A 22,697-nucleotide genomic window follows, 5' to 3' on the forward strand; every position below is an offset into this window, starting at 1 on the left:
TCGGCGCAGCAAGTGCGATCTTTGACCAAATTCAGGCCGAAGGTCCCAAGACCTTGCGCACCAGCCGCAGCAGCTCTTCCAGCGTGTTCTGCTTGCGCATCAGGGCGCGCACGCCCGCTTCGGCCGCCTGGGTGCTCAGCGCTTCGGTGATGTAGCCCGAGCTGATCACCACCGGCAGGTCGGCGCGGACCATGCCCAGCGCCTGCGCGACATCCAGGCCCGAGTAGCCGGGCATGTTGAAGTCGGTGATCACCAGGTCGAAGGCGAACGGCTGCGCGCCGATGGCGGCCACCGCCTCGTGCCCGTCGCGGAACGAGGTGACGCGATAGCCGGCCTGCCGCAGCAGCCGCTCCACCATCAGCGCGATGACCTCGTCGTCGTCGATGTAGGCCACATGCTGCCCGGCACCCTGCAAGGCCCCGGGCGCGGTGACCGGCAAGGGCTCTTCGGCCGGCGCCGCATCGGTGGTCGGCACGTAGAGGTGCATCGTCGTGCCGCGCCCGGGCTCGCTGTCGACGCGGATCGCACCGTGGTGCGCCGCGACGATGCCGTGCACCACCGACAGCCCGAGCCCGGTGCCCTGCCCGGTCGGCTTGGTCGTGAAGAAGGGTTCGAAGATGCGCGCCTGCGTGGCCGCGTCCATGCCGGAGCCGCTGTCCTGCACCCACAGGTGCGCGTAGTGGCCGGCGGCCAGCGGCGGCGTGGTGCGGGCCGCGCGCTCGGCGCCGGGCTCCACCTCATGCGGCTCCAGCCCGACCTCGATGCGCCCCGGCCGCCCGTGCAGCGCATGCCAGGCGTTGGTGCACAAGTTCATCAGCACCTGCTGCACCTGGGTGCCGTCGGCATTGGCGTGCAGCGGCTGCGGCGTCATCCGGCAGGCGAGCGACACCCCGGCTGGCAAGGTGGAGCGCAGAAGCCGGACCGATTCCTCGACCAGCGGCTGCAGCGGCTGGTTGACCAGCGCCTGCGGCTGGCGGCGGCCGAACGCGAGGATCTGCTGCACCAGGTCGCGCGCGCGCACGCTGGCCTTGTGGATCTGCTCCAGGCTCGCGAGCGCCGGGTGGCCGGCGCCGATGTCCTCGCGCGCCAGCGCGACGTTGCCGAGGATCGCCGCCAGGATGTTGTTGAAGTCGTGCGCGATGCCGCCCGCCAGCGTGCCGATCGACTCGATGCGCTGCGACTCGCGCAACTGCGCCTCGAGCGAGCGGCGCTCGCGGTCGCTGCGCCACAGCCGGCGGATCATCAGCGCCATCAGCAGGTGCAGCAGCCCCCAGGCCAGCGCGGTCAGCAGCGCCAGCCGCCGCCAGTTGGCGAGCACGTCGTCGTGGCTCAGCGCCACCGTCAGGAAGAACGGGTAGCCCTTCACGACCACGGTGCCCGAGATGCGCCGCACGCCGTCGGTGAAGGCGACGTACTCGTTGACGGTCTCCTGCTGCCCCGAGCGCACCGCCTGCAGGATCGGCTGGCCGGCCGGCATCGGCTTGTTGACCTCGGCGTCGATCTGCGGCCAGCGCAGCACCAGCTGCCCGGCGTCGGTGCGGCGCAGGAACACCGCGCCGTTGCGACCGATGTCGAGCTTGCGGAACTGCTGCTGGAAGTAGCTGAGGTCCAGCGGCGCCAGCGCCGCGCCGTAGAAGCGGCCCTGCGGGTCGCGCAGCGCGCGGGTCATCACCATCGTCGGGCGCTGGCTGACGCGGCCGGTCACGACCTCGGAGAACAGCAGGTCGGCCTGCGGATCGCGCTGGTAAGTTTCGAAGAACGACCGGTCTGCATAGTTGACCCGCGGTGCGCTGGACGAGGAGGTCACGTAACGCTGCTCGCCGCCGGCGTCGATGATGCGCAGCGCGATCAGTTCGTCGAAATCGCGCAGCATCGCATCGAGTTCGCCATTGATCGGCGGGGCGTAAGCCAGCTCGCCCTGCGGCGCGAGCGCCTCGGGCGGCACCTGCTGCGCCAACGCGCGCAGCACCGCATCGGTGCGGCGAAAGGTGCCGTCCATGCGCACCTCCAGCGTGCGGGCGTAGTTCAGCGCGGTGGTCTGGGCCGACTGGATGGCGTCCTGACGGGCCGTCCACAGCAGCCAGCCGATCAGTCCGGAGGCGGCCAGCGCCGAGCCAACCAGCACCGCAGCGAACTTGCGGCGCGGCGGATTCGGCAGGGGGTTCGCCGGCGGGGTGATGGGCATGGCATGGCTTGTAGCCCGGCGCGGCGGGCGGCGCAATCTGGGGTTTCGGCAGGGGCCCGGCCTCGAACGACTGCATTGCCGGTGGCGGTGCTCGAACTCGCGTGAAAACCGACCGGTAACGTCCTCAATTGCCCTCCAGCGATGCCGATATCCTGCGCAAGTGGACGTCCGTCAGGGGAGGCGCGTCGCCGCTGTGAAATTGTGCACACGCCTGAAAGCCGCGCTTGATCAAGAAGATTCCCGTTGGACAGTTGAGGATGGGCATGCACGTCCACGAGTTCTGCGGCTCGTGGATGGACCACCCGTTCTGGCGCTCCAAGTTCACGCTGAAATCCGACGCCGACTTCGAACGCATCAAGTCCGGCGGCGTCACCGAGCTGTGGATCGACACCGGCAAGGGCCTGGATGTCGAAGGCCTCGCGGCGACGGCAAGGGCCATCACGCAGGAAGCCGTCGCCGACGAGGTCGAGCGCGAACTGGAATTCGTCGCGTCGATGCCGATGGAATTCGACGCGCTCAACACGGGCGAGGCCGCGATGGCCAAGGCTGCCGCGCTGTACCGCCGCTCGGTCCCGAAGATCGCGTCGATGTTCGGCGAGGCCCGGCTGGGCAAGGCGATCGACGCCGGCCAGTGCGAGGAGCTCGTCGAGGAGATCTCCGAATCGGTGCTGCGCAACCCCGGCGCGCTGATCAGCGTCGCGCGGCTCAAGCGCGCCGACGAATACACCTACATGCATTCGGTGGCCGTCTGCGCGCTGATGGTCTCGCTCGGCCGCCAGCTCGGCCTGCAGGGCGAGCAGCTGAAGAAGGCCGGCCTCGCCGGCATGCTGCACGACCTGGGCAAGGCAGTGATGCCGCTCGAGGTGCTGAACAAGCCGGGCAAGCTCACCGATGCCGAGTTCGACATCATGAAGAGCCACCCCGAGCGCGGCCACGAGATGCTGCTCGAAGGCGGCAGCGCCGGCGCGGTGGTGCTCGACGTGTGCCTGCACCACCACGAGAAGGTCGACGGCAGCGGCTACCCGCACCAGCTCGCCGGCGAGCAGATCAGCCTGTTCGCGAAGATGGGCGCCGTCTGCGACGTGTACGACGCGATCACCTCGGTGCGGCCCTACAAGAGCGGCTGGGATCCGGGCGAGGCCTTGCGCCGCATGGCGCAATGGAAAGGCCACTTCGAGCCGCGCGTGTTCCAGGCCTTCGTCAAGACGGTGGGCATCTACCCGGTCGGCTCGCTGCTGCGCCTGCAGTCCGGCAAGCTCGCGGTGGTCACGGCGCAGAACGCGCAGAACCTGCTGGCCCCGAAGGTCAAGGCCTTCTTCAGCACCAAGTCCAACATGCGCATCGAGCCGATGGAGCTGGACCTGGGCAGCGCCTGGTGCCAGGACAAGGTGCTGCGCTGCGAATCGCCGGACGACTGGAAGTTCAAGGACCTCGACATCCTGGCCGGCGTGCAGCGCAACTGAGCGCGGATCGGCCGGCTACAGCGCCAGCATGTAGGCCGTCAGGGCCTCCTTCTCCTGCGGGTTCAGCCGCAGGCCGAGCACCAGGTTGAAGAACTCGACGGTGTCGTCCAGCGTCAGCAGCCGGCCGTCGTGCAGGTAGGGCGGCGAATCCTTGATGCCGCGCAGCGTGAAGGTCTTGATCGGCCCGTCCGGCACCGGCACCAGGTCGTTGCTGGCCACGCCGGTGCGGTAGAAGCGCTCCAGCTTCAGGTCGTGCATCTGCTGGTCCATGAACGCGGTCGCCGGCACATGGCATTCGGCACAGCGCGCCTTGCCGGTGAACAGCTTCTCGCCGGCCAGTTCCTGCGGCGTCGCGCGCGCCGGGTCGAGCCGGCCGGCCGCGTCGAGCTTCGGGGCCGGCGGGAAGTCGATGATGTTCTGCATCTGCGCCATCATCGCGACCTGGCTCGCGCGGTCGGGCAGGTTGACGCCCTTGCGCGCGGCACTCACGTGGTCGCCGTTGAAGTAGGCGGTGCGCTGCTCGAATTCGGTGAAATCCTCGACCGAGCGCAACGAACGCTTGGAGCCGTGGATCTGCTGGTTGAACAGCCCGCGCAGGCTGGTGGTGTCGAGCCGGAAGCGCGACGCCTGCGGCCGCAGGTCGGGCGTCAGGTGGAAGGCCGCGTTGGTGTTGAAGTTGACGTGGCAGTCCAGGCAGGTCACGCCGCGGCTCGGCGCTGCCACCTTGCGGTCCTCGGTCTGGTTGAACTCCTCCTGCGGGAACGGCGTCAGCAGCAGGCGCATGCCTTCCATCTGCACCGGCGTGACGATGCCGACGAGCGCATCGTAGTAGTTCGCCAGCGTCAGCACCTGGCCGCGCGAGACGTCGCCGAGCTCAGGGTGCGTCGTCAGGTAGATCGGCGACGGGAACTCCGGCGTCAGGTGGTCCGGCAGGTCGAAATCCACATCGAAGCGCCGCAAATCGCGTTGCTCCTGCCGCGCGATCTCGTTGATCTGGTGGTCGGGAAACACCTGGCCGCCGCTGGCCTGCTTGACGTGCGGCAGCGGCCGGAAGCCGGCCGGCAGCAGGTTGCGCTCGCGGATGTCGGCCGGGGTCATGCGCGCCAGCGAATCCCACGACTGGCCGGCCGGCAGGCGCACCCGCACGCCGTCCTGCACCGCGCGCCGGCCGCCCGACATCATCACGCCCGGCATCGGCCGGTTCGCGAGGTCGTAGCGCTGGTTCAGCAGCGCCGACTGGCGCTGCATCACCGCCGGCTTGGCCGCCTCATCGGCCGCCTTGACGGCAGAAAGCGGCTGGGTCGGCAAGGGCCGGTAGGTGGCATCCGGCGGCAGCGGGTCGGCGGCGCCGGCCTGCAAGGCGAGGGCAAACAATCCGGCGGTGGCAACCAGCCGTTCGAGTGTGGACATGGTGGGCTCCCTGTAGCGTCACGCGACGCGAGAGCGGCGGGCAATCGGTGTGCCCAGCGAACCTTCGCCGTCGCCGCACGGCACCGGCAGCGGAACGTCGATTGCCGCGTTCAGGGCAGCTCGGGTTCCAACCTCAACCACTACGCAAGGAGATCCCCATGACCCGCATTGCCGATGTGATGACGCGCAACGTGCGCACGCTGTCGCCGAGCGACAAGGTCGTGATCGCGGCGAAGCTGATGGCCGAGATGGACGTCGGCTCGCTGCCGGTGTGCGACGCCGACCGGCTCGTCGGCATCGTGACCGACCGCGACATCGTGCTGCGCGCGGTGGCGTCAGGCCGCGCCGTCGACGACACGTCGCTCGACGAGGTGATGACGCGCGACCCGCAGGCCTGCACCGAAGACCAGCCGGTCGAAGACGTGCTGGAGTCGATGCGCGACGCGCAGGTGCGCCGCATGCCGGTCGTCGACGCGGAACGTCACGTGGTCGGGCTGGTGAGCCTGGGCGACCTGGCCGTCAAGCACGACCAGGGCGAGGCCGGCGATGCGCTGGAAGGCATTTCGGAGCCCGCCGAACCGGCCACCGAGCGCGTCAAGACGACGGACCCGAATGTCCTCGCCGCGGTGCGCGAGCGCGACGATCCGGCGTCGCCGCCCGCAGCTGCTCAATGACAGCAGCTGCCCGACGCCCACAGCGCCTGGCTGCCCAGGTAGACCACCAGGTTGCCGTCGTTCTGCAGCGTCAGGTGCGCCCCCGGGTGGCCGGAGGTGTTGCTGGCCCAGAACGGCCGGTTGGCCGGGTCGTAGATCACCAGGTTGCCGTCGCCCTGCATCGCGATCTTGCCGACCGCCTTGCCGGCGGTGCCGCTGGACCACAGCGGCTGGTTGCCCTGGTACAGCACCAGGTTTCCGTCGGACTGCATCCACAGCTGGAAGCGGCCGTCGCAGGAGTTCAGCGGCCGGTTGACCGGCAGCAGCGTGTTGGCGGGCACCACGCCGCAGCCTGAGACCGGCGGCGGGGGTGGTGGCGCAGGCGGCTCGGTCGTCGACCCCGGGCCGGGGTTGGCCGGCATCGTCGCGCCGTTTGCCACCTGGCCGCTGTAGACGCGCGCCACCTCGTAGGCCAGCCGCAGGTACCAATCGCTCGGCAGGTCGCGGCCGTCGGCGTCCAGCGTCAGCCAGTAGCCCTGGTCCGGCGCCGCGCTGCGCTTGCTCGCCACCTTGAAGATCGCCGTCGATTCGTTGACCTCGTCGAACATCGCGATCTTCACCGCCACCGCGCCGGCATCGCGCGCATTGAAGGCCTGGCGCCACAGGAAGCGGCCGCCATCGCGCGGGATCTGGTTCTGCGGCGCGTTCTTCATCAGGTTGTGCCACGAGAAGCCGGGGAAGATCACCGGCAGGTACAGCTGCTTGTTCGCACGCGCCTGCGCCAGGTCCGGCTGCAGCACCTGCGCCTTCCAGTTGTCGGCGCCAGCCGCATCGCCGAACGAGCCGACAGCCCACGGCTGCACGACGTCGAGCGACGCATACACCGCGGCCCAGCCCGGATCGGCCGAGCTCGAACGTCCGCCCACCTTCCAGCCGCCCGGCACACCGCCCATCACCGTGACCTGCGCCTGCGTCTTGAACCAGTCGACGATGCGCTGCCCGAGCGCCGGCCGGTTCACATGGTTCGCGTCTCCGAAGCCCAGCCCCCACAACGAGACGATCGGTTTGCCGCCCTGCTTCAGGTAGGCCGGGCTGGCGGTCAGCTTCAGCTCGTTCGCCAGGTGCTGCCAGTCCTCCTGCAGCTTCGCCATCAGCGCGTCGTCGCTGACCTGGGTGTAGTCCATGCTCAGGTCGTACTCGATCGCGAACGTTCGGCCGTATCGTTCGGCCGCGTTGCGCAGGTTCTGCAGCACCACGTCCTTCTCGCTGCGCAGCCACGGGATGTCGCTGACGAAACGCTGCAGCAGCGCGCCGTCGATGCCGTAGCTGCGCATCCACTGGAAGTGCGTGTCGGCCGTCTCCTTCGGGTACGACGAGAACAGCCGGGCAGGCTGGCCCTGCACCGTCATGCCGGGCACAGTGCACAGCGAGGCCTGGGGCAGCCCGCCCAGGTCGGGATAGGCATCGATCGCCAGCGTGCCGGCCGACGGCGCGCCGTTCGACCAGTGCGACCAGCCGTTGCCCGGGCTGCCGTCGCCCGGGCAGCGGAACCAGGCCTGGTAGCCGACGAGGACCTTGCCGACCAGCGTCGACGAATCGACCGTCTGCGCCTGCGCCGGCGTCATCAACGGAGCCGCCAGGATGACGGATGCGGCGACCGCGCGCCAGCGTTGGAGGATGTTCATGGGCGGCAGCGTAGCCGCTCGACGTCAAAAAAGTGGAATCGTTTCCAGTCGAAACGTCTCTGACACTTCGGTCACCGGCTCAGGGCCGGTTGAAGAACTCCCACATCAGCGCGTTGGCCGACAGCGCCTGCGAAGGCGCCTCGCCGCGCGCCTTCTGCCCGCCCGGCCATGAATGGCCGCCGGTCTCGGTGACGCACAGCTCCAGCTGAGCGCCGCCGCCGCACGACGGCCAGGCCTCGCAGCGGGCGCCCGCCACCGCCAGCACCTGCTGCGGTGTCGCGGCACAGGCATCGTGGCGCGCCCAGCGCGCCATCGTGTCCGGCACCGACGCGAACTCGCCGGTCGCCGCGCGCAGCCGCGTGTTGCTGCTGTAGCCGCCGTCGAACGGCACCATCGGGTCGTTGCGTGCGTGGATGTGCAGCACCCGCACCGGCCGCGCCGGCGCGCACTGGCGCGTGTTGTCGGTGCCGGCCACCGCGGCGATCGCGCTGAACACGTCGCTTGCCTCGCAGGCGAGCCGGTAGGCCATCATCGCGCCGTTGGACATGCCGGTCGCGAAGACGCGGTGGCGGTCCACCGCCATCTGCTGCCGCAGGTTCGCGACCACCTGCCGGATGAAGCCGACATCGTCGACCTCGCGGTCGCGTGCGGTGCCGCAGCAGGTGCCCGCGTTCCAGGTCGCGAGCGTGCCGCGGCGCAGCCGGCTGAAGCCGTTCGGGAATACCAGCACCACGCCTTCGCGTTCCGACAAGCCGATCAGCCCGTAGTTCGCGTCGTCGGCCTGGTAGTCCATGCTGCCGCCGCCACCATGCAGCGCGACGATCAGCGCCTGCGGCTTCGCGGCATCGAAGCTCTTCGGCACGTGCACCCGGTAATGGCGGTCGAGTTCGCCGTGCCGGATGGTGTAGCGGTAGTCGCCCGGCGCGGCGATGCGGGCGCGCGCATCGTCCTGCGCCAGGCACAGGCTGTTGCACAACGGCAGCACCAGGGCCGCGGCGAACGCGCAAAGGCGGCGCATAGTTTCCCTTTCCGTCAACGACGGTCGCGCCGAAGCTTACGACCCTGGCTCCGGCGCGGATCGCCGCATCTGCTACGTTTCATTTCGGTTTCGTCACAGGAGAACGCCCATGCACAAGCTCTCGTCCTGCCTCGGCGCCGTCGCGCTGGTGGCCTGCGCCTCGCAACCGGCCGGCATCGCGGTGCCGTCCAACCTGGTGCCGGCCGGCGAACACGTCGTCGAACGGCTGGCCGCCCGCGGCGTGCAGATCTACGAATGCCGCAACAAGGTCGGCGGCACCGGCACCGAATGGGTGTTCGTCGCGCCCGAAGCCGACCTGCTCGACACGCAGGGCGCGCCGGCCGGCCGGCACTATGCCGGCCCGCACTGGGAGGCGGCCGATGGCAGCCGCATCATCGGCACCGTGAAGTCGCGCGCCGATGCACCGCTGGCCGGCGCGATCCCGTGGCTGCTGCTGTCGACGCGCTCGGTCGGCGGTCCGGGGCGGCTGGCGAAGATCACCAGCGTGCAGCGCGTCAACACCGCCGGCGGCGCGGTGCCGGCTGCGAGCTGCGATGCCGCCAGCCTGGGCCGCACCGAGCGGGTGCCGTACACCGCCGACTACATCCTGCTGGCGCCCTGAGGGTCGGCGAAGCTCAGGCTGAATTCGGCGCCGCCCGGCGCATTGGCGGCCGCCAGCGTCCAGCCGTGGGCCCGCGCGATCTCGCGGCAGATCGACAGCCCGAGCCCCGCGCCCTGGTGCGCGCTGCCGCTGCCGCGCCAGAAGCGCTCGAACAGCCGCGGAAGCTCGGCCGCCGGAATGCCCGGGCCGTGGTCGCGCACGCGCAAGCCCTGCGCATCGACCGCGAGCGTCACGACCGCGCCGGGCGGCGAATGCAGGATCGCGTTCTCGGCCAGGTTCTTCACCAGGATGAACAAGGCCCCGGCGTCGGCCTGCAGCCGCACCGCCGCGTCCGGCCGCTGCACCTGCAGCGCCACCGCATGGCGCCCGGCCAGCCGCTCCAGCTGCCCGGCCGCATCGGCCACGGTGCTGGCCACGTCGGTCGGCTCGAAGATGTAGTTCTGCGCCTCGCTGACCTCGGCCAGGTGCAACAGCTGGTGCACCTGGCGACCCATGAAATCCAGGTCCCTCAGCAGCAGCTCGCGGCGTTCGCCGCCCGCGTCGTCGAGCTCGACCTCGGCGCGGATCAGCACCAGCGGCGTCTTCAGCTCGTGCGCCGCCGCGGCGAGGAAATCCTGCTGCACGCGGTACCCCGTTTCGAGCCGCTGCAGCGCCTGGTTGAAGGCGTCGATCAGCGGCGACAGCTCGCGCGGCAGCCGCGTGCCGTCGAGCCGCGCCTTCAGGTTGTGCGGACCGATGCGCGCCGCCGCGGCCGACGCGGCCCGCACCGGCTCCAGCAGGCGGCGCAGCGTCAGCAGCACCACGCCGGTGAAGACGCCGACCGCGAGCACCGCGGCGACGACGCCGCCCTTCACGAAGATGCCGCCGCCGACCCGCCGCAGCACGGTTTCCAGCCGGTCGCTGCGCGCCACCTGGATCACGTAGTCCTGCCCGTCGTGGTGCACCGGCCGGTTCAGGATGTGCAGCGTGACTTCGCCGGTCGACGCGGCGCTGACGGTCTCGCCGGCGGACACCGGCTGCATCGCCAGCACCTGCGCGGCCGGCCCGTCCTCGCCGGACATCAGCACGCGCCCCAGGCCGTCGAGCACGCGGTAGCTGAAATCCTTCGGCAGGCCGTCGACCATCGCCTGGTGCTTCTCGCTCAGCACCAGGTACGCCGGGCGGCCCTGCGCATCGAAGCGCAGCCCGCGTTCGAGGTGCTGGGCGGTGTCTTCCAGCCCCTGGCGCGTCGCGTCGGCCGGGCCCTGCATCAGCAGCGCGGCCAGCACGGCACCGGCCATCAGCATCACCACCAGCAGCCCGCCGCTGGCCGCCAGCAGCAGCTGGGCCGCGAGGCTAGACGGGATCCGCAGCGCGAAGCGCATAGCCATGCCCCCTGACGTTGACGATCTCCAGCGCCGAGCCGATCGCCGGCAGCTTCTTGCGCAGCCGGTGCAGCGCGACATCGAGTGCGTTCGGCGTCACCGCCTCGTCGACGCCCCAGGCCGCGCGCTCCATCGCGCTGCGCCGCACCGTCTGCCCGGCCGCGCGCACCAGGCTGAGCATGATCTGCAGTTCGGCCGGCGGCAAGGTCACCGATTCGCCGGCGCAGCTCATGCAGCCGGCCTCGGGCCGCAGCTGCAGGTCGCCGAAGGCCGGCGACAGGCTCTGCAGCTGCGCCGGCCGGCGCATCAGCGCACGCACGCGGGCCACCAGCTCTTCCATCGCGAACGGCTTGGCCAGGTAGTCGTCGGCGCCGGCCTCCAGCCCGGCCACGCGGTCGTGCAGCGCATCGCGCGCCGTCAGCATCAGGCAGGGCACGCGCTGCCCGGCCGCGCGCAACCGGCGCACCAGGTCGAGCCCGTCGCCGTCGGGCAGGCCGCGGTCGACGATCACCGCGGCATAGTCGGCCTCGCCCAGCGCATGCCAGGCCGGCTCGATGCGCTGGAAGGCATCGACCTCGATGCCCGCGCCGGACAAGGCCTTGCCCACCAGCGCCGCCAGGCGGCTGTGGTCCTCGACCAGCACGACACGGTTCATCGACGGCAGATCCTCGTTCAGAAGCGGTAAAGGTAACCCAGCCGCACGGCCGGCAGCGTGCGGCGGTCGACCAGCGGGCTGTCCTTGATGCCCGAGCCGAGCGCGGTGGCGCTCACGTCGAGGAACACGCCGTCGCGCGGCGAGATGCCGTAGAAGGTGCGCAGGCCGAGCTCGGCATTGGTGGTCGCAGTGCCCTCGTAAGCGGGCCGCGTCGCGGTGGCTTCCTCCGGCCGCACGCCATAGTAGTAGTCGATCGCCTTCGCATCGCGCCAGACCGCGACGGCGCGCGGCGTGAACATGAAGCGCCCGGCCCGGAAGTCGTGCTCGACGCCGAAGCGCACTTCGGTGCCCTTGCTGTGCGACGACGCGTCGCCGGCCACGTCGAACGACAGCTTCGCGTACTCGGTGCGCCACTGCACGGCACCCCCGAGCCAGAAACTCGGCTTGCGCTCGGCCATGCCATTGAGGACCGGCGAGTCATCGGCCTCGTAGCCGTCGCCCAGCGCATAGCGCGCGCGCAGCGCGAACGACACCGGGCCGAGGCTCGGCAGCTTCAGGTCGGCGCCGAGGCCGAGCACGCGCACGTACTCGTTCTCGAAGCTGATCAGCGGCAGCACGCGGGTCTTGTTGTCGAAGCCGGCGTAGGCCGGGCGCTGCCAGCCGGCACCGATGCCCAGGCCCCAGCCCGACGGCGGGGGCGGGTCGCTCGGCTGCGCCCGCGCCAGCGGAGCGGTACCGAGGGCCAGGGCGGACAGCAGGAGACTGCGCAGCAGGGGAGAGTTCAGCATGGTCGGATCGCTTCAGTAGGAAAGCCGCGATGGTTCGGTCAGTCGACTTACCAGCGACTTACGCGGGCGCCCCGATACATCGTGTGACGGCGGAGCGTCTCACAGCAAGGGCCGCAGCGCCTGAGCCGCCTCGTGCAGCAGCGGCAGCAGTTGCGCCCGCATCTGCTCCGGCGTGTACGAGACCGACTGCAGCGTCATGCCGACGGCGCCCTTGCACACACCCTTGCGGTCGCGCAGCGCGGTCGCGATGCCCGACAGGCCCAGGTCGCGCTGCTGCGCGGTGATCCAGTGGTCCAGCGCGCGCGCCGCGCGCACGTGCTCGCGGAACACGTCCGCGGTGCTCACCGTGTGGGCGGTGAACGCATGGAAGTCGTGCCCGGCCAGCCAGGCTTCGAGCTCCGCATCGCCGAGCGCCGACACCATCACGATGCCCGGCGTCGCCACGTGCGCCGGCGCGCGCGCCCCGACGTGGTAGCCGATCGACACCACCCGCGGCGCATTGCTGCGCGCGACGTAGACCACCTCGTGGCCGTCGAGCACGCTGACGTTGACGGTTTCGCCGCATTGCATCGAGACCCGTTGGATGAAGGGCTGCACCAGCCGCGGCAGCCGGGCCGCGCCGATGTAGCTCTGGCCGAGCCGCAGCACGCGCGGCGCCAGCCAGAAGCGCTTGCCGTCGGTGCCGGCATAGCCGAAGTGCACCAGGCTCAGCAGGTAGCGGCGCGCCGCGGTGCGCGTCAGGCCGGTGAGCTGCGCGGCCTCGCTCGGCGTCAGGCGCGGGTGGTCGTCGTCGAAAGCCTCGATCACGCGCAGGCCCTTGCCCAGGCCGTCGATCAGGTCCTTCTTGTCGATCTGGAACGGCGTGTCGTCCATTGGCGCCTGCGGGGCCGCAGCCCGAGTTAACCCGATTTGGCGCGATCATCGCGCTGCCTGAGCGACTATCGCGCATTTTCGGGTCAGCACGCTTGTGGCCGGCCCGGCGGCTGCCTACGCTCGCGCCGATGACCCTCTCTGGCCATATCCCGGACCATATCCCGGGCCATATCCCGGGCCCCACCCCGGGCCGCATTTCCGGCAGCACGCGCGTTTTCCTGATCCTCGGCGACCCGGTGGCGCAGGTGCGCGCGCCGGAGCTGTTCAACCACTTGTTCGCCCGCCACGGCGCCGATGCGGTGCTGGTGCCGGCCCAGGTGGCGGCGGGCGATCTCGCCGGCTTCGTGCGCCACGTGCTGAAGGCCCGCAACATCGACGGCCTGTGGCTCGCGATCCCGCACAAGACCGCGATGGTCGACCTGCTGGACCGCTGCGACCGGCTCGGCCGCAGCGCCGGCGCGGTGAACGCGGTGCGGCGCGATGCCGACGGCACGCTCGAAGGCGCGCTGTTCGACGGCGTCGGCTTCACGAAGGCGCTGGCCCACTTCGGCCTGCCGGCGGCGGGCCGCAGCGCGCTGGTGGTCGGCGTCGGCGGCGGCGGCGTGGCGATCGCGACCTCGCTGGCCGCGGCCGGGGCGTCGCGCATCGCGCTGTTCGACACCGCGCCGGGCCGTGCCGCGGCGATGGCCGGGCGGCTGGCCGGCGAGTTCGGCGTCGACGTGGTGTCGCTCGCGCGACCGGACCCGGCCGGCTTCGCGCTGGTCGTCAACGCAACGCCGCTCGGTCTGCGCCCCGACGATCCGCTGCCCTTCGACACCGCGCGGACCGATGCCGGCGCGGTGGTGGTCGATATCCTGATGAAGAACCAGCCGACGCCGCTGCTGCGCGCCTGCCGCGCCCGCGGCATCGTCGCCCACCCCGGCTTCGAGATGCTGGTGCAGCAGGTGCCCGAGTACCTGTCCTTCTTCGGCTTCGACCGCATCGCGCAGGCGGTGCAGGACGACGCCTCCGAGCTGCGCGCGCTGTTCGGCGCGCCCTGATGCCCCCATTCGAAAACCAGGAGACAAGCCATGAAACCGTCCACCCGCCGCGTGCTGTTCGCCGCGATCCTCGGCACGGCCGCCTTCGCCGCGCACGCCCAGCAGACCGTCAGGCTGGCGGTGATCCAGGAGCTGTCCGGCACCGGCGCAACCGCCGGCACGAACGCGAAGAACGGCATCGAGCTCGCGGTGAAGGAGATCAACGCGGCCGGCGGCATCCTCGGGCGCAAGCTCGAGACGCTGGTCAACGACACCCAATCGAACCCCGGCATCGCGAAGGGCCTGGCCACCAAGGCGGTCGACGACGAGGTGTTCGCGGTGTTCGGCCCGACCTTCTCCGGCTCGGTGCTGGTCAGCATGGCCGAGACGCGGCGCGCCGAGGTGCCCAACTTCACCGGCGGCGAGGCCAGCTCGATCACGCAGCAGGGCAACCCGTACATCTTCCGCACCAGCTTCACGCAGGCCTCGTCGATGCCGAAGGTCGCGCGCTACATCGCGACCACGCTGAAGGCGAAGACGGTGGCGGTGATGTTCGTCAACAACGACTTCGGCAAGGGCGGGCGCGACGCCTTCGTCAAGTCGGCGGAGGCCGCCGGGCTGAAGGTGGCAGCCGACATCTCCACCGAATCGGGCCAGGTCGATTTCGCGGCGCCGGTGCTGCGCGCGAAGCAGAGCAACGCCGACCTGCTGTTCGTCTACACGAACGAGGAGGAATCGGCGCGCGCGCTGCGCGAACTGCGCAAGCAGGGCTGGAGCAAGCCGGTGATCGGCGAGACCACGCTGACCGGCCAGAAGGTGATCGACCTGGCCGGCGAGGCGGCGAACGGCGCGATCGCGCACGTCGGCCTGACGGTGGACGCGCCGACGCCGGCGATGCGCTCGTTCCGCGCGAAGTTCGAGAAGGAATACAAGTACGTCTCGGACCACAACGGCATCAAGGGCTACACCAGCGTCTACATGCTGAAGGCCGCGATCGAGAAGGTCGGCAGGTTCGACCGCGTCGCGGTCGCGAAGGCGCTGCACGGGCTGAGCATCGCGGTGGCGAAGGAGCCGGGCGTGCTGATGGACGTCAGCATCGATGCCAACGGCGACCTCGACCGCGAGAGCTTCATCGTCGAGGTGAAGAACGGCAAGCAGGAGGTCAGGGAGACCTTGCCTGCGTTGGGGAAGAAGTGACGCACGGATCCCGGATCGTCGATCCGTCATGACCGATGTCCTGCAACTCGTGCTGTCGGGCATGGCGACCGGCAGCATCTACGCGCTGGCCGCGCTCGGCTTCACGCTGCTGTGGCAGGCCTGCGGCACCATCAACTTCGCGCAGGGCGAGTTCGTGATGCTGCCGGCCTTCGCGATGCTGGGCTTCATGGGCCTGGGCCTGCCGCTGTGGGCCGGCTTCGTGCTGACCTGCGTGCTCGCGGTGGGCGTGCTCGGCTGGGCTTTCAAGCGCGGCGTCGCCGACCCGCTGCTGCGCTTCGGGCTGATGCCGGTGGTGGTCGCGACCATCGGCCTGGCGATCGCGATGCGCAACGGCGTGCGTGCCGGCTTCACCGCCGAGGCGCACCCGTTTCCGAGCCTGTTCGCCGACACGCTGTTCCACGTCGGCGGTGTCACGGTGACACTGGTCGACCTGGGCACGCTCGCGATGGCACTGGTGCTGGTGCTCGGCACCCAGGCCTTTCTTGCGAAGACGGTGACCGGCCGCGCGATGCAGGCGGTGGCCCAGAACAGCGAGAGCGCCACCGTGCTCGGCATCGACGTGCCGCGCATGGTGTTCTACACCTTCGCGATCAATGCGCTGCTGGCCTGCGCCGCGGCGCTGCTGATCACGCCGACCTACCTCGCCAAGTTCGACATGGGCGAGCCGCTGGGCACCAAGGCCTTCTTCGCGGCGATCATCGGCGGCTTCAACAACTCGCGCGGCGCGCTGCTCGGCGGCCTGATCGTCGGCGTGGCGGAGAACCTCGCGTCGGCGTATGTCTCGGCCGCCTACAAGGATGCGGTCGCGCTGGTGGTGTTCATGGGGGTGATCCTGTTCAAGCCGCAGGGGCTGCTGGGCCGCCGCGAGGAGCGCAAGGTATGAGCCCGAGCAAGGCGTTCGTGCCGCGGCTGGCGGGCCTGCTCGGCCTTGCACTGCTGGTCGCGCTGCCGCCGTTCCTGAAGAGCTACGGGCTGTACCTGCTGAGCTACTGGCTGGTGTTCGTGATCGCCACGATGGGGCTGAACCTGACCGTCGGCTACGCGGGGCAGAAGTCGCTCGGCCACGCAGCCTTCTTCGGCATCGGCGCGTACACGCTGGCGATCGTGATGAAGGCCGGCTTCAGCTTCTGGTTCGGCCTGCCGCTCGCGATGGCGGGCTGCTTCGCGGTCGGGCTCGCGCTCGGCTTCCCGGCGCTGCGGGTGCAGGCCATCTACCTGGCGTTCGCGACGCTCGGCTTCAACACCGCGGTGTGGCTGGCGATGCGCAACGAGGAAGGGCTGACCGGCGGCACCTTCGGCATCAACAACATCGCGCGGCCGTCGTTGTTCGGCTTGTCGCTGGAGCGCAGCCTGCCGTATTGCTACTTCATCCTCGGCTGCACCGTGGTGCTCGGCGCGCTGCTGTGGAAGCTGCTGCGCTCGCCGTGGGGCAAGGCCTTCACCGCGCTGCGCGACAACCCGATCCGTGCCGAAAGCCTGGGCGTGCACGTCCAGGCCTACACGCTGCTGTCGTTCGCGATCGGTGCGGCGTATGCCGGCGCGGCCGGGGCGCTGTTCGCGTCGCTGGTGCAGTTCATCGAGCCGGCGCCGTTCACCGTGGGCGCGTCGATCATGATGTACCTGATGGTGGTGGTGGGCGGTTCCGGCCGTTTCTCCGGCCCGGTGGTCGGCTCGGCGGTCGGCGTGCTGCTGCCCGAGTGGCTGCGCTTTGCACAGGGCTGGTACCTGTTCGTGTTCGGCAGCGCGGTGGTGCTGCTGATGCTGTGGCTGCCCGACGGGCTGCTGAGCCTCCCCGACCGGCTGCGGGCGCGGCGCCGGGCGCGCGAGGCGTCGGCCGCGCGCGCGGCCGCGGCGACCTCGATCGGAGCGCAGCCATGAGCGCGCCGCTGCTGAAGGTCACCGGGCTGCGCAAGTCGTATGGCGCGATCGCCGCGGTGGCCGGCGTGTCGTTCGAGGTGATGCCGGGCGAGATCTTCGGCGTGATCGGGCCGAATGGATCGGGCAAGACGACGATGTTCAACAGCGTGCTCGGGCAGATCCGGCCGGACGGCGGGCGGGTCGAGCTGAAGGGCCGGGACATCACCGGCCTGTCGCCGCTGCAGCTGAGCCGGCGCGGCGTCGGACGCACGTTCCAGACGCTGCAGGTGTTCGGCAGGATGAGCGTGCGCGACAACCTGCTGGTGGCCGCGCAGGAGCACCACGGCAGCATGGCGGGCCGGCTGTTCGCGCCGGCCGATTCCGGGCTCGGTGCGCAGGCCGATGCGTTGATCGAGAAATTCCGCCTCGGCCCCGTGGCGCAGCAATTGGCCGGCGAACTGAGCTATGGCCAGCAGAAGCTGGTCGACATCGCGATGGCTTTCATGAGCGAGCCCGACCTGGTGCTGCTCGACGAGCCGTGCGCCGGCGTCAACCCGAGCCTGGTCGGCGGCATCGGCGTGCTGCTGAAGGCGCTGAACCGCGAGCGGGGCGGCAGCTTCATCGTGATCGAGCACAACATGGATTTCGTGATGGACCTGTGCCACCGGATCCTGGTGATGGTCGAGGGGACGGTGATGGCGGTGGGCACGCCGGCGGAGATCCGGGGGAATCGGGAGGTGCTGGATGCGTACCTCGGCAACTGAGTCGCTGGTCAGATTCGAGCGGCAAACGGAAGCGACGGCATGACGGACACGGCGATCGAGTTCGAGGACGTCGTCGCCGGCTATGGCGAGTTCATGATCCTCAACCAGCTCAGCCTGCAGGCCGGGCGCGGCAGGATCACGCTGCTGCTCGGCCCGAATGGCGCCGGCAAGTCGACCGTGCTGAAGGCGCTGTTCGGCCTGCTGAAGCCGCGCCAGGGCCGCATCCGGCTCGACGGTGTGGACATCACCGGCACCACGCCGAAAGACCTGCTGTGCAGGCACGGCGTCGCCTTCGTGCCGCAGGGGCGCAACCTGTTCGGCCAGCTGACCGTGTGGCAGAACCTGGAGCTCGGCGGCATCACGCTCGGCATGAAGGCCACGCATGCGCGCATTCCCGAGGTGCTGGCGCGCTTTCCGCGCGTGCAGGCGCGCATCGGCAGCCAGGCGTCGGCGCTGTCGGGCGGCGAGCAGAAGCAGCTGGAGATCGCCCGCGCGATGCTGCTGCGGCCGCGCGTGCTGCTGATCGACGAACCGTCGATCGGGCTGTCTCCGATCGTCGTGGCCGATGTGTTCAAGCTGCTGCGCGAACTGGCGCTGCAGGGCACCACGGTGCTGATGGTCGAGCAGAACGTGAAGAGCGCGCTGAAGGTGGCCGACGAGGCGATCGCGCTCGAATCGGGCCGCCTCGTGCTGCACCGCCCGGCCGGCGAGTTGCTGGCCGATCCGCACATCGAGCGGCTGTTTCTTGGCGGTGCACAGGCGATCGATGTGCCCGCTGCCGCGGCCTGACTCACGGCATGACCGCCACGAAGATCACGGCGACGAACCACTTGAATGAACATCCGGATCGCTTGACCTCGCCGGGAAGGGAGTCAGGAGATCACTGCATTTTCGACCTGCAAAGTGGGCGTGGCGGAGCACCGCCGTCCCCGCTCTGCAGGTACGAAGCACTGCCGCCCAGCCCGCGTGACGCCCGCTAGAATCCGCAGCCCCTCGCCGTAGTTCAATGGATAGAACGGCCGCCTCCTAAGCGGCAAATACAGGTTCGATTCCTGTCGGCGGGACCAGTGCACAGTCCAGTCGACGGGCCTCCACAAAAGCCGGGGCGATTGGCGTCCCCCACGGGCTCGTTGCCCAGTTCGGTCACTCGGAGTCCGAGCTCGGCTCGGCATCCGATGAATCTGGCTCCGCTCGTGCCAATGCAGCGGCAATCCAGCCCCGTGCCGTATCAATGGAAATTGCCGTATTGGGATGGGTGAACTCGACGTCGTAGTTCCCGCCGACGTGATCCGTCTGGTTCACCGTGACGGTATAGGCCGCTGGACACCCCCATCGCAGGATGAGCGTCCGAAGCGCGTAGGCACTGCCGTCGAAGCGAACATTCCGGACGTTGCGCTTCCGGACCATCTGCACGACCTCCGCCCGTTGCACCGTTGTGCCGAATGCGGATTCGATCTGCTCGCGCTGGGCAATCATCCGCGGGCTGTGATCCAGCGGCGAATGCGGCGCCTCGGCGCGTGTTCGCCGCTGCACGTCGAGCCGCCGCTGGACGCGGTCAGGTGCGGGATCCAAGGGGTGTTTCATCGACTTGTCGCAGGTTGATGTGCCGGCGAATCTAGAAGCCCTCGCACCCCGACGCCATCAGCTCCAGGCTGAAACCCGTTGGCATGAAGTCTGAGCCAGGCTCGCAAGCCGCCCGGCGCACCACCGCTGATTCGCTTGTAGGATAAATTGCGAACGAAGTTTGCCGCATGGTAAAGTTTTGTGAACACAATCCGATCGCGATGCGACGGCAAGGCCTGAGGAGACCTGAAGATGTTCGCGAACGCCGCGCCTGGGACGTGGAGAGGGAGTTCGCTGTTCTCGCGAATCGACGATGGTGCCGGCGGGCGCTGGGCCACCGTCCGCAGGGCACTGAAGTTCTATGCCAGGCTCGCCCTGCGCCGGTCCAGTGTCGACAGCTGCATCCGTTATTTCCATGCGCTGTCGGCCGAGACCGCCCAGCAGTACCCCATCGAGCTCCATCTGAGGCCCCTTCGGCCCTACCTGTGCGCCAACCTGCCCGTGCGCAGACGGGTCGATTGCGTGGTGTGGCACTTCAACTGGCTGCACAACCATTTGCCGCCGGCGTTCTTGCGCGGCGCCCCGATCCTGCTGCCGCTGCCCGAGCCGGAGTTTCCCGGCGTCAGCCTGGTGCTGCGCCACTCCGCGTCGCAGAGCCGGGAGGGCGAGCTCAGCCTCGACCTGATGTTCACCGGACGTCGCGTCATGTCGGCGAATTTCAGCATCGTCAGCGGGTTTGTCGAAGAAGGCCTCCGACCCGGGCAGAGCGCCATGCTCGTCGGCGGCTTCCAGGGGGTTCGAGGAACCGAGCACGAGGTGCGCGAGATCGGTGCGGCGATGCAGAAGCTCAGGCCCGGCGCGCTGCTGATCTGCGCACTGCAAGGCCTGTGCGCCGGATGGGGGCTGCCGGCCCCGCTGACGGTATCGAGCAAAGGGCACGTGACGGCCCGCTATGGCCGGGCATGCAAGATCCAGCTCGACTACGACGAGGTCTGGCGCGATGCCGGTGCGAGCCGCCTCAGCGAGCGATGCTGGCGACTGCCGGCCGTCCCGCAGATCAGGCCCGAGCACGAGGTCGCGTCGAAGCACAGGGCACAGCACCGCCGACGAAGCGCGTTGAAGCAGCGCCTGTTCGAGCTGGTGCACGCCGCCGGACAAGAGGCACTCGTTCGCCCCAGCGCGCCGGCGACCGATGTCGACAGCGCCGGGCGGCGTTGAGTGACCTTCGCGTCGTAGCGGCCCTCGCCGCCATCGGTCGGGGGCGCGATGACGTCGCCGATCTCAGGCCCCGATCTGCCCGTAGGTCGGCTTCCCGCTGCGCTCGAGCCGGTGGTAGGTCGCTCCCTTGCTGCTGGTCGCCGACTCGACCTGCCTGAACGCCGCCGGCACCGTGCCGCTGCCGAAGAGCCGTTTGCCCGAGCCCAGCACCAATGGGAAGATGAACAGCCGGTACTCGTCGATCAGGTCGTTCTTCAGCAGCGTCTGCATCAGGTCGGTGCTGCCCCAGGTCTGCACGGTCTGCCCGGGCTGCTCGCGCAGCTTCCGCAGCTCGGCGACCACGTCGCCCCGGACCAGGCGGGCGTTGTTCCAGCCGACACGGTCGAGGCTGCGCGACACCACGTGCTTCGGTCGCGAATTGAGCGCGGCCGCGATCGGGTTGCCCGGATCGGTGATCTTGGGCCAATAGTTGGAGAAGATGTCGTAGGTCTTGCGGCCGAGCAGAAAGCCGTCGGCGTCCGAGAACCCCTCGGCGATCAGCCGCCCCATCACGTCGTCGGTGTAGGGGCCCTGCCAGCCGCCGTGCTCGAAGCCCCCCTCGCGGTCCTCGTCGGGGCCGCCGGGAGCCTGCATGACACCGTCCAGCGTCAGAAATGCGTTCACGATGATCTTGGGCATGAGTGTGTCCTTTGAATGTGTGCTGCCATCAATACGACGAACCACACCGACCCGGATCGACACGACCTGCCATCACGGCCCTGCGGTCTCCAGCGCGCGCTCGGGCTGCACGCCAAGCGGCAGTACGCACAGCCTGACACCGTCCAGCGCGAGCACCAGCCCCAGCTGCCCACCCACCTGCACCACGGCGCTGGCGATCGCAGCCGGCGCCGGTACGGCGTTGGCCGCGACGGCCGACATCCTCGTCGACGCACTGACGGGCGGCTGGCGCAGCACCGCCCACAGCGCCTGCGGATCGCGCAACTGCAGCGACTGCAGGTACAGGCGGAAGACCGCCTCTTCGCTCGAATCGAGCTCCGGCGCGGCGCGGCGCTTCGCTGCGGCAGCCGCCTCGCGCAGCCGCAGCAGCGCCCGCCGCAACTGCTGCCGGCTGCCCGGCTCGGACCTGCCGCCGGCCCGTGCGATCTCGGCGTGGCCGACCTCGAACACTTCGTGCAACAGCACGGCGGCACCGTCCGCCGGCGTCAGCTCGGCGGCCAGCAGCCGCAACGCACGGGCGGCCTCTTGCGAGCGCGCCGCCTCCGTCTCGGCCGACGGCGATGCGCCCGCGGTCTCGTCGTCGGCCGTCTGCGCCAGCCAGTGCTGCATCCAGTCTCGTCGCCGCAGGCGGTCGATGGCCAGGTGGCGCACCACGGTGTGCAGCCAGGCCTGTGCAACGTCGAGCTCCGGCGCGTCGGCCTCGAGCGCGCGGACGCAGGCGTCCTGCACGGCGTCCTCGGCCTCCGCCGGTCCCAGCAGGCGGGTGGCCGCACGCACCAGCCGGCGGCGGTCGGCATCGATCAGGGCCAGCTGGCGTTCGTCGTGCATCCGCGCAGCTTGCCACAGCCCGACCGCAGGCCGGTGTCACGAAAGCCGCGCCTCGTTCGTCAAGGCAGTTCAACCACCAGGACCCCTCGATGGAAACCCCCGACACCGCCACGCCCTCCAGCGCCACCGAGCCGCGCACCTCCTACCTGGAGGAAAAGGCCTTCAAGGCGCGCACCCTGCTGATCTTCGGCACCGTCACCGACGTGACGGCCGCCGACGTGACGCGCCGGCTCATCGCACTCGACGCCGACAGCGCCGACCCGATCGACGTGCTGGTGAGCTCGCCCGGCGGCCACCTGGAATCGGGCGACGCCATCCACGACATCCTGCGCTTCATCGCCGCGCCAGTGAACATGATCGGCACCGGCTGGGTCGGCAGCGCCGCCACCCACCTCTACCTGGCAGTGCCGCGCGAGCGGCGCTACTGCCTGCCCAACACGCGCTTCCTGATCCACCAGCCCAGCGGCGGCGCCGGCGGGCCGGCCACCGACATCGCGATCCAGGCCGTCGAGATCATCAAGGCCCGCGAGCGCATCGCCCGCACGATCGCGCGCGAGACCGGCAAGTCGCTCGAAGCGGTGCTGGCCGACATCGAGCGCGACCGCTGGATGTCGGCCGAGGAAGCGGTCGAGTACGGGCTGGTGTCGCGGATCATCGAGCGCAAGACCGAGCTCAGGTCCGCCTGAGGCGGGGGGCGATACGGTGGCCCTGGGGAGAACCCCCGGGCTCGTCGATCCCGTGCGCGGCTATGCTGGCCGCAAGCCGGGACCCGCCGGAACCGGCGGTCCGAGCGAGTT

22 protein-coding genes and 1 tRNA gene are annotated in these 22,697 nt (G+C 69.9%); 12 read left to right on the forward strand and 11 right to left on the reverse strand.

Annotated elements, in window-relative coordinates; translation table 11 throughout:
• Window positions 1-31 precede the first annotated feature (31 nt).
• Window positions 32-2,185, reverse strand: a complete 2,154-nt coding sequence (locus FHT26_RS30360) for an ATP-binding protein (protein ID WP_168561071.1) — start codon at window positions 2,183-2,185, stop codon at window positions 32-34.
• A gap of 224 nt (window positions 2,186-2,409) precedes the next feature.
• Here FHT26_RS30360 and FHT26_RS15720 point away from each other — a divergent pair, with 224 nt between their 5' ends.
• Complete coding sequence (locus FHT26_RS15720) at window positions 2,410-3,648, forward strand: HD-GYP domain-containing protein (protein ID WP_168561072.1); 1,239 nt, start codon at window positions 2,410-2,412, stop codon at window positions 3,646-3,648.
• 15 nt (window positions 3,649-3,663) lie between these two features.
• On the opposite strand, the gene FHT26_RS15725 is transcribed toward FHT26_RS15720, so the two are convergent.
• Window positions 3,664-5,058 carry a hypothetical protein gene (locus FHT26_RS15725; protein WP_210427435.1) on the reverse strand — a complete coding sequence of 465 codons (1,395 nt, stop codon included), beginning with the start codon at window positions 5,056-5,058 and terminating at the stop codon, window positions 3,664-3,666.
• 158 nt (window positions 5,059-5,216) lie between these two features.
• Between FHT26_RS15725 and FHT26_RS15730 the strand changes: the two genes are divergently transcribed.
• Complete coding sequence (locus tag FHT26_RS15730; protein ID WP_168561073.1) at window positions 5,217-5,732, forward strand: CBS domain-containing protein; 516 nt, start codon at window positions 5,217-5,219, stop codon at window positions 5,730-5,732.
• On the opposite strand, the gene FHT26_RS15735 is transcribed toward FHT26_RS15730, so the two are convergent.
• A complete protein-coding gene (locus FHT26_RS15735) occupies window positions 5,726-7,396 on the reverse strand; it encodes a xylosidase/arabinosidase (RefSeq protein ID WP_168561074.1) in 1,671 nt (556 codons plus the stop codon). The two genes, FHT26_RS15730 and FHT26_RS15735, sit on opposite strands and share 7 nt — an antisense overlap.
• Window positions 7,397-7,475: 79 nt before the next feature.
• Entirely contained in the window at window positions 7,476-8,414 is a 939-nt protein-coding gene (locus FHT26_RS15740; protein ID WP_168561075.1) for an extracellular catalytic domain type 1 short-chain-length polyhydroxyalkanoate depolymerase, read from the reverse strand.
• 109 nt (window positions 8,415-8,523) lie between these two features.
• Here FHT26_RS15740 and FHT26_RS15745 point away from each other — a divergent pair, with 109 nt between their 5' ends.
• Window positions 8,524-9,036: a DUF3455 domain-containing protein gene (locus FHT26_RS15745; RefSeq protein WP_168561076.1), complete on the forward strand. Its 513-nt coding sequence runs from the start codon at window positions 8,524-8,526 to the stop codon at window positions 9,034-9,036.
• Here FHT26_RS15745 and FHT26_RS15750 read toward each other — a convergent pair.
• The 4 genes from FHT26_RS15750 to FHT26_RS15765 form a co-directional block, all read right to left on the reverse strand.
• Window positions 9,015-10,406, reverse strand: coding sequence for a sensor histidine kinase (locus FHT26_RS15750; RefSeq protein WP_168561077.1), 1,392 nt, complete (start codon window positions 10,404-10,406; stop codon window positions 9,015-9,017). The genes FHT26_RS15745 and FHT26_RS15750 overlap by 22 nt on opposite strands.
• A complete protein-coding gene (locus tag FHT26_RS15755; RefSeq protein ID WP_168561078.1) occupies window positions 10,372-11,055 on the reverse strand; it encodes a response regulator transcription factor in 684 nt (227 codons plus the stop codon). Before FHT26_RS15755 ends, FHT26_RS15750 begins: the two co-directional genes overlap by 35 nt.
• A gap of 17 nt (window positions 11,056-11,072) precedes the next feature.
• Complete coding sequence (locus FHT26_RS15760) at window positions 11,073-11,843, reverse strand: MipA/OmpV family protein (protein WP_168561079.1); 771 nt, start codon at window positions 11,841-11,843, stop codon at window positions 11,073-11,075.
• A gap of 99 nt (window positions 11,844-11,942) precedes the next feature.
• Entirely contained in the window at window positions 11,943-12,716 is a 774-nt protein-coding gene (locus tag FHT26_RS15765) for an IclR family transcriptional regulator domain-containing protein (RefSeq protein ID WP_168561080.1), read from the reverse strand.
• Window positions 12,717-12,844: 128 nt separating this feature from the next.
• On the opposite strand from FHT26_RS15765, the gene FHT26_RS15770 reads away from it, so the two are divergent.
• The 7 genes from FHT26_RS15770 (at window position 12,845) to FHT26_RS15800 (ending at window position 18,641) form a co-directional block, all read left to right on the forward strand.
• Window positions 12,845-13,756 (forward strand): shikimate dehydrogenase family protein, encoded by a 912-nt coding sequence (locus FHT26_RS15770; RefSeq protein WP_168561081.1) that lies wholly within the window; start codon window positions 12,845-12,847, stop codon window positions 13,754-13,756.
• 30 nt (window positions 13,757-13,786) lie between these two features.
• Window positions 13,787-14,932 (forward strand): ABC transporter substrate-binding protein, encoded by a 1,146-nt coding sequence (locus FHT26_RS15775; RefSeq protein WP_168561082.1) that lies wholly within the window; start codon window positions 13,787-13,789, stop codon window positions 14,930-14,932.
• 28 nt (window positions 14,933-14,960) lie between these two features.
• Window positions 14,961-15,836 carry a branched-chain amino acid ABC transporter permease gene (locus FHT26_RS15780; RefSeq protein ID WP_168561083.1) on the forward strand — a complete coding sequence of 292 codons (876 nt, stop codon included), beginning with the start codon at window positions 14,961-14,963 and terminating at the stop codon, window positions 15,834-15,836.
• On the forward strand, window positions 15,833-16,831 hold the full coding sequence (locus tag FHT26_RS15785) for a branched-chain amino acid ABC transporter permease (RefSeq protein WP_168561084.1): 999 nt from the start codon (window positions 15,833-15,835) through the stop codon (window positions 16,829-16,831). Before FHT26_RS15780 ends, FHT26_RS15785 begins: the two co-directional genes overlap by 4 nt.
• Window positions 16,828-17,574, forward strand: a complete 747-nt coding sequence (locus FHT26_RS15790) for an ABC transporter ATP-binding protein (RefSeq protein WP_168561085.1) — start codon at window positions 16,828-16,830, stop codon at window positions 17,572-17,574. The genes FHT26_RS15785 and FHT26_RS15790 overlap by 4 nt, the downstream gene beginning before the upstream one ends.
• A 39-nt stretch (window positions 17,575-17,613) precedes the next feature.
• Window positions 17,614-18,363 carry an ABC transporter ATP-binding protein gene (locus tag FHT26_RS15795; protein ID WP_168561086.1) on the forward strand — a complete coding sequence of 250 codons (750 nt, stop codon included), beginning with the start codon at window positions 17,614-17,616 and terminating at the stop codon, window positions 18,361-18,363.
• Window positions 18,364-18,566: 203 nt separating this feature from the next.
• Window positions 18,567-18,641 (forward strand) — tRNA-Arg (locus FHT26_RS15800).
• Window positions 18,642-18,717: 76 nt separating this feature from the next.
• Here the strand turns inward: FHT26_RS15800 and FHT26_RS15805 are convergent.
• On the reverse strand, window positions 18,718-19,158 hold the full coding sequence (locus tag FHT26_RS15805; RefSeq protein WP_168561087.1) for a hypothetical protein: 441 nt from the start codon (window positions 19,156-19,158) through the stop codon (window positions 18,718-18,720).
• A gap of 231 nt (window positions 19,159-19,389) precedes the next feature.
• Between FHT26_RS15805 and FHT26_RS15810 the strand changes: the two genes are divergently transcribed.
• Window positions 19,390-20,355 carry a DUF535 family protein gene (locus FHT26_RS15810; RefSeq protein ID WP_168561088.1) on the forward strand — a complete coding sequence of 322 codons (966 nt, stop codon included), beginning with the start codon at window positions 19,390-19,392 and terminating at the stop codon, window positions 20,353-20,355.
• Between the two features lie 63 nt (window positions 20,356-20,418).
• On the opposite strand, the gene FHT26_RS15815 is transcribed toward FHT26_RS15810, so the two are convergent.
• The gene (locus tag FHT26_RS15815; protein WP_349238162.1) at window positions 20,419-21,096 is read right to left on the reverse strand and encodes a dihydrofolate reductase family protein; all 678 of its coding nucleotides are present in this window, start codon (window positions 21,094-21,096) and stop codon (window positions 20,419-20,421) included.
• Between the two features lie 9 nt (window positions 21,097-21,105).
• Window positions 21,106-21,900 carry a sigma-70 family RNA polymerase sigma factor gene (locus tag FHT26_RS15820; RefSeq protein WP_168561089.1) on the reverse strand — a complete coding sequence of 265 codons (795 nt, stop codon included), beginning with the start codon at window positions 21,898-21,900 and terminating at the stop codon, window positions 21,106-21,108.
• An 89-nt stretch (window positions 21,901-21,989) separates the two neighbouring features.
• Here FHT26_RS15820 and FHT26_RS15825 point away from each other — a divergent pair, with 89 nt between their 5' ends.
• On the forward strand, window positions 21,990-22,586 hold the full coding sequence (locus tag FHT26_RS15825) for an ATP-dependent Clp protease proteolytic subunit (protein ID WP_168561090.1): 597 nt from the start codon (window positions 21,990-21,992) through the stop codon (window positions 22,584-22,586).
• Window positions 22,587-22,697: the final 111 nt, after the last annotated feature.

This window comes from Rhizobacter sp. SG703 (assembly GCF_012275445.1).
GTDB lineage: Bacteria > Pseudomonadota > Gammaproteobacteria > Burkholderiales > Burkholderiaceae_C > Rhizobacter.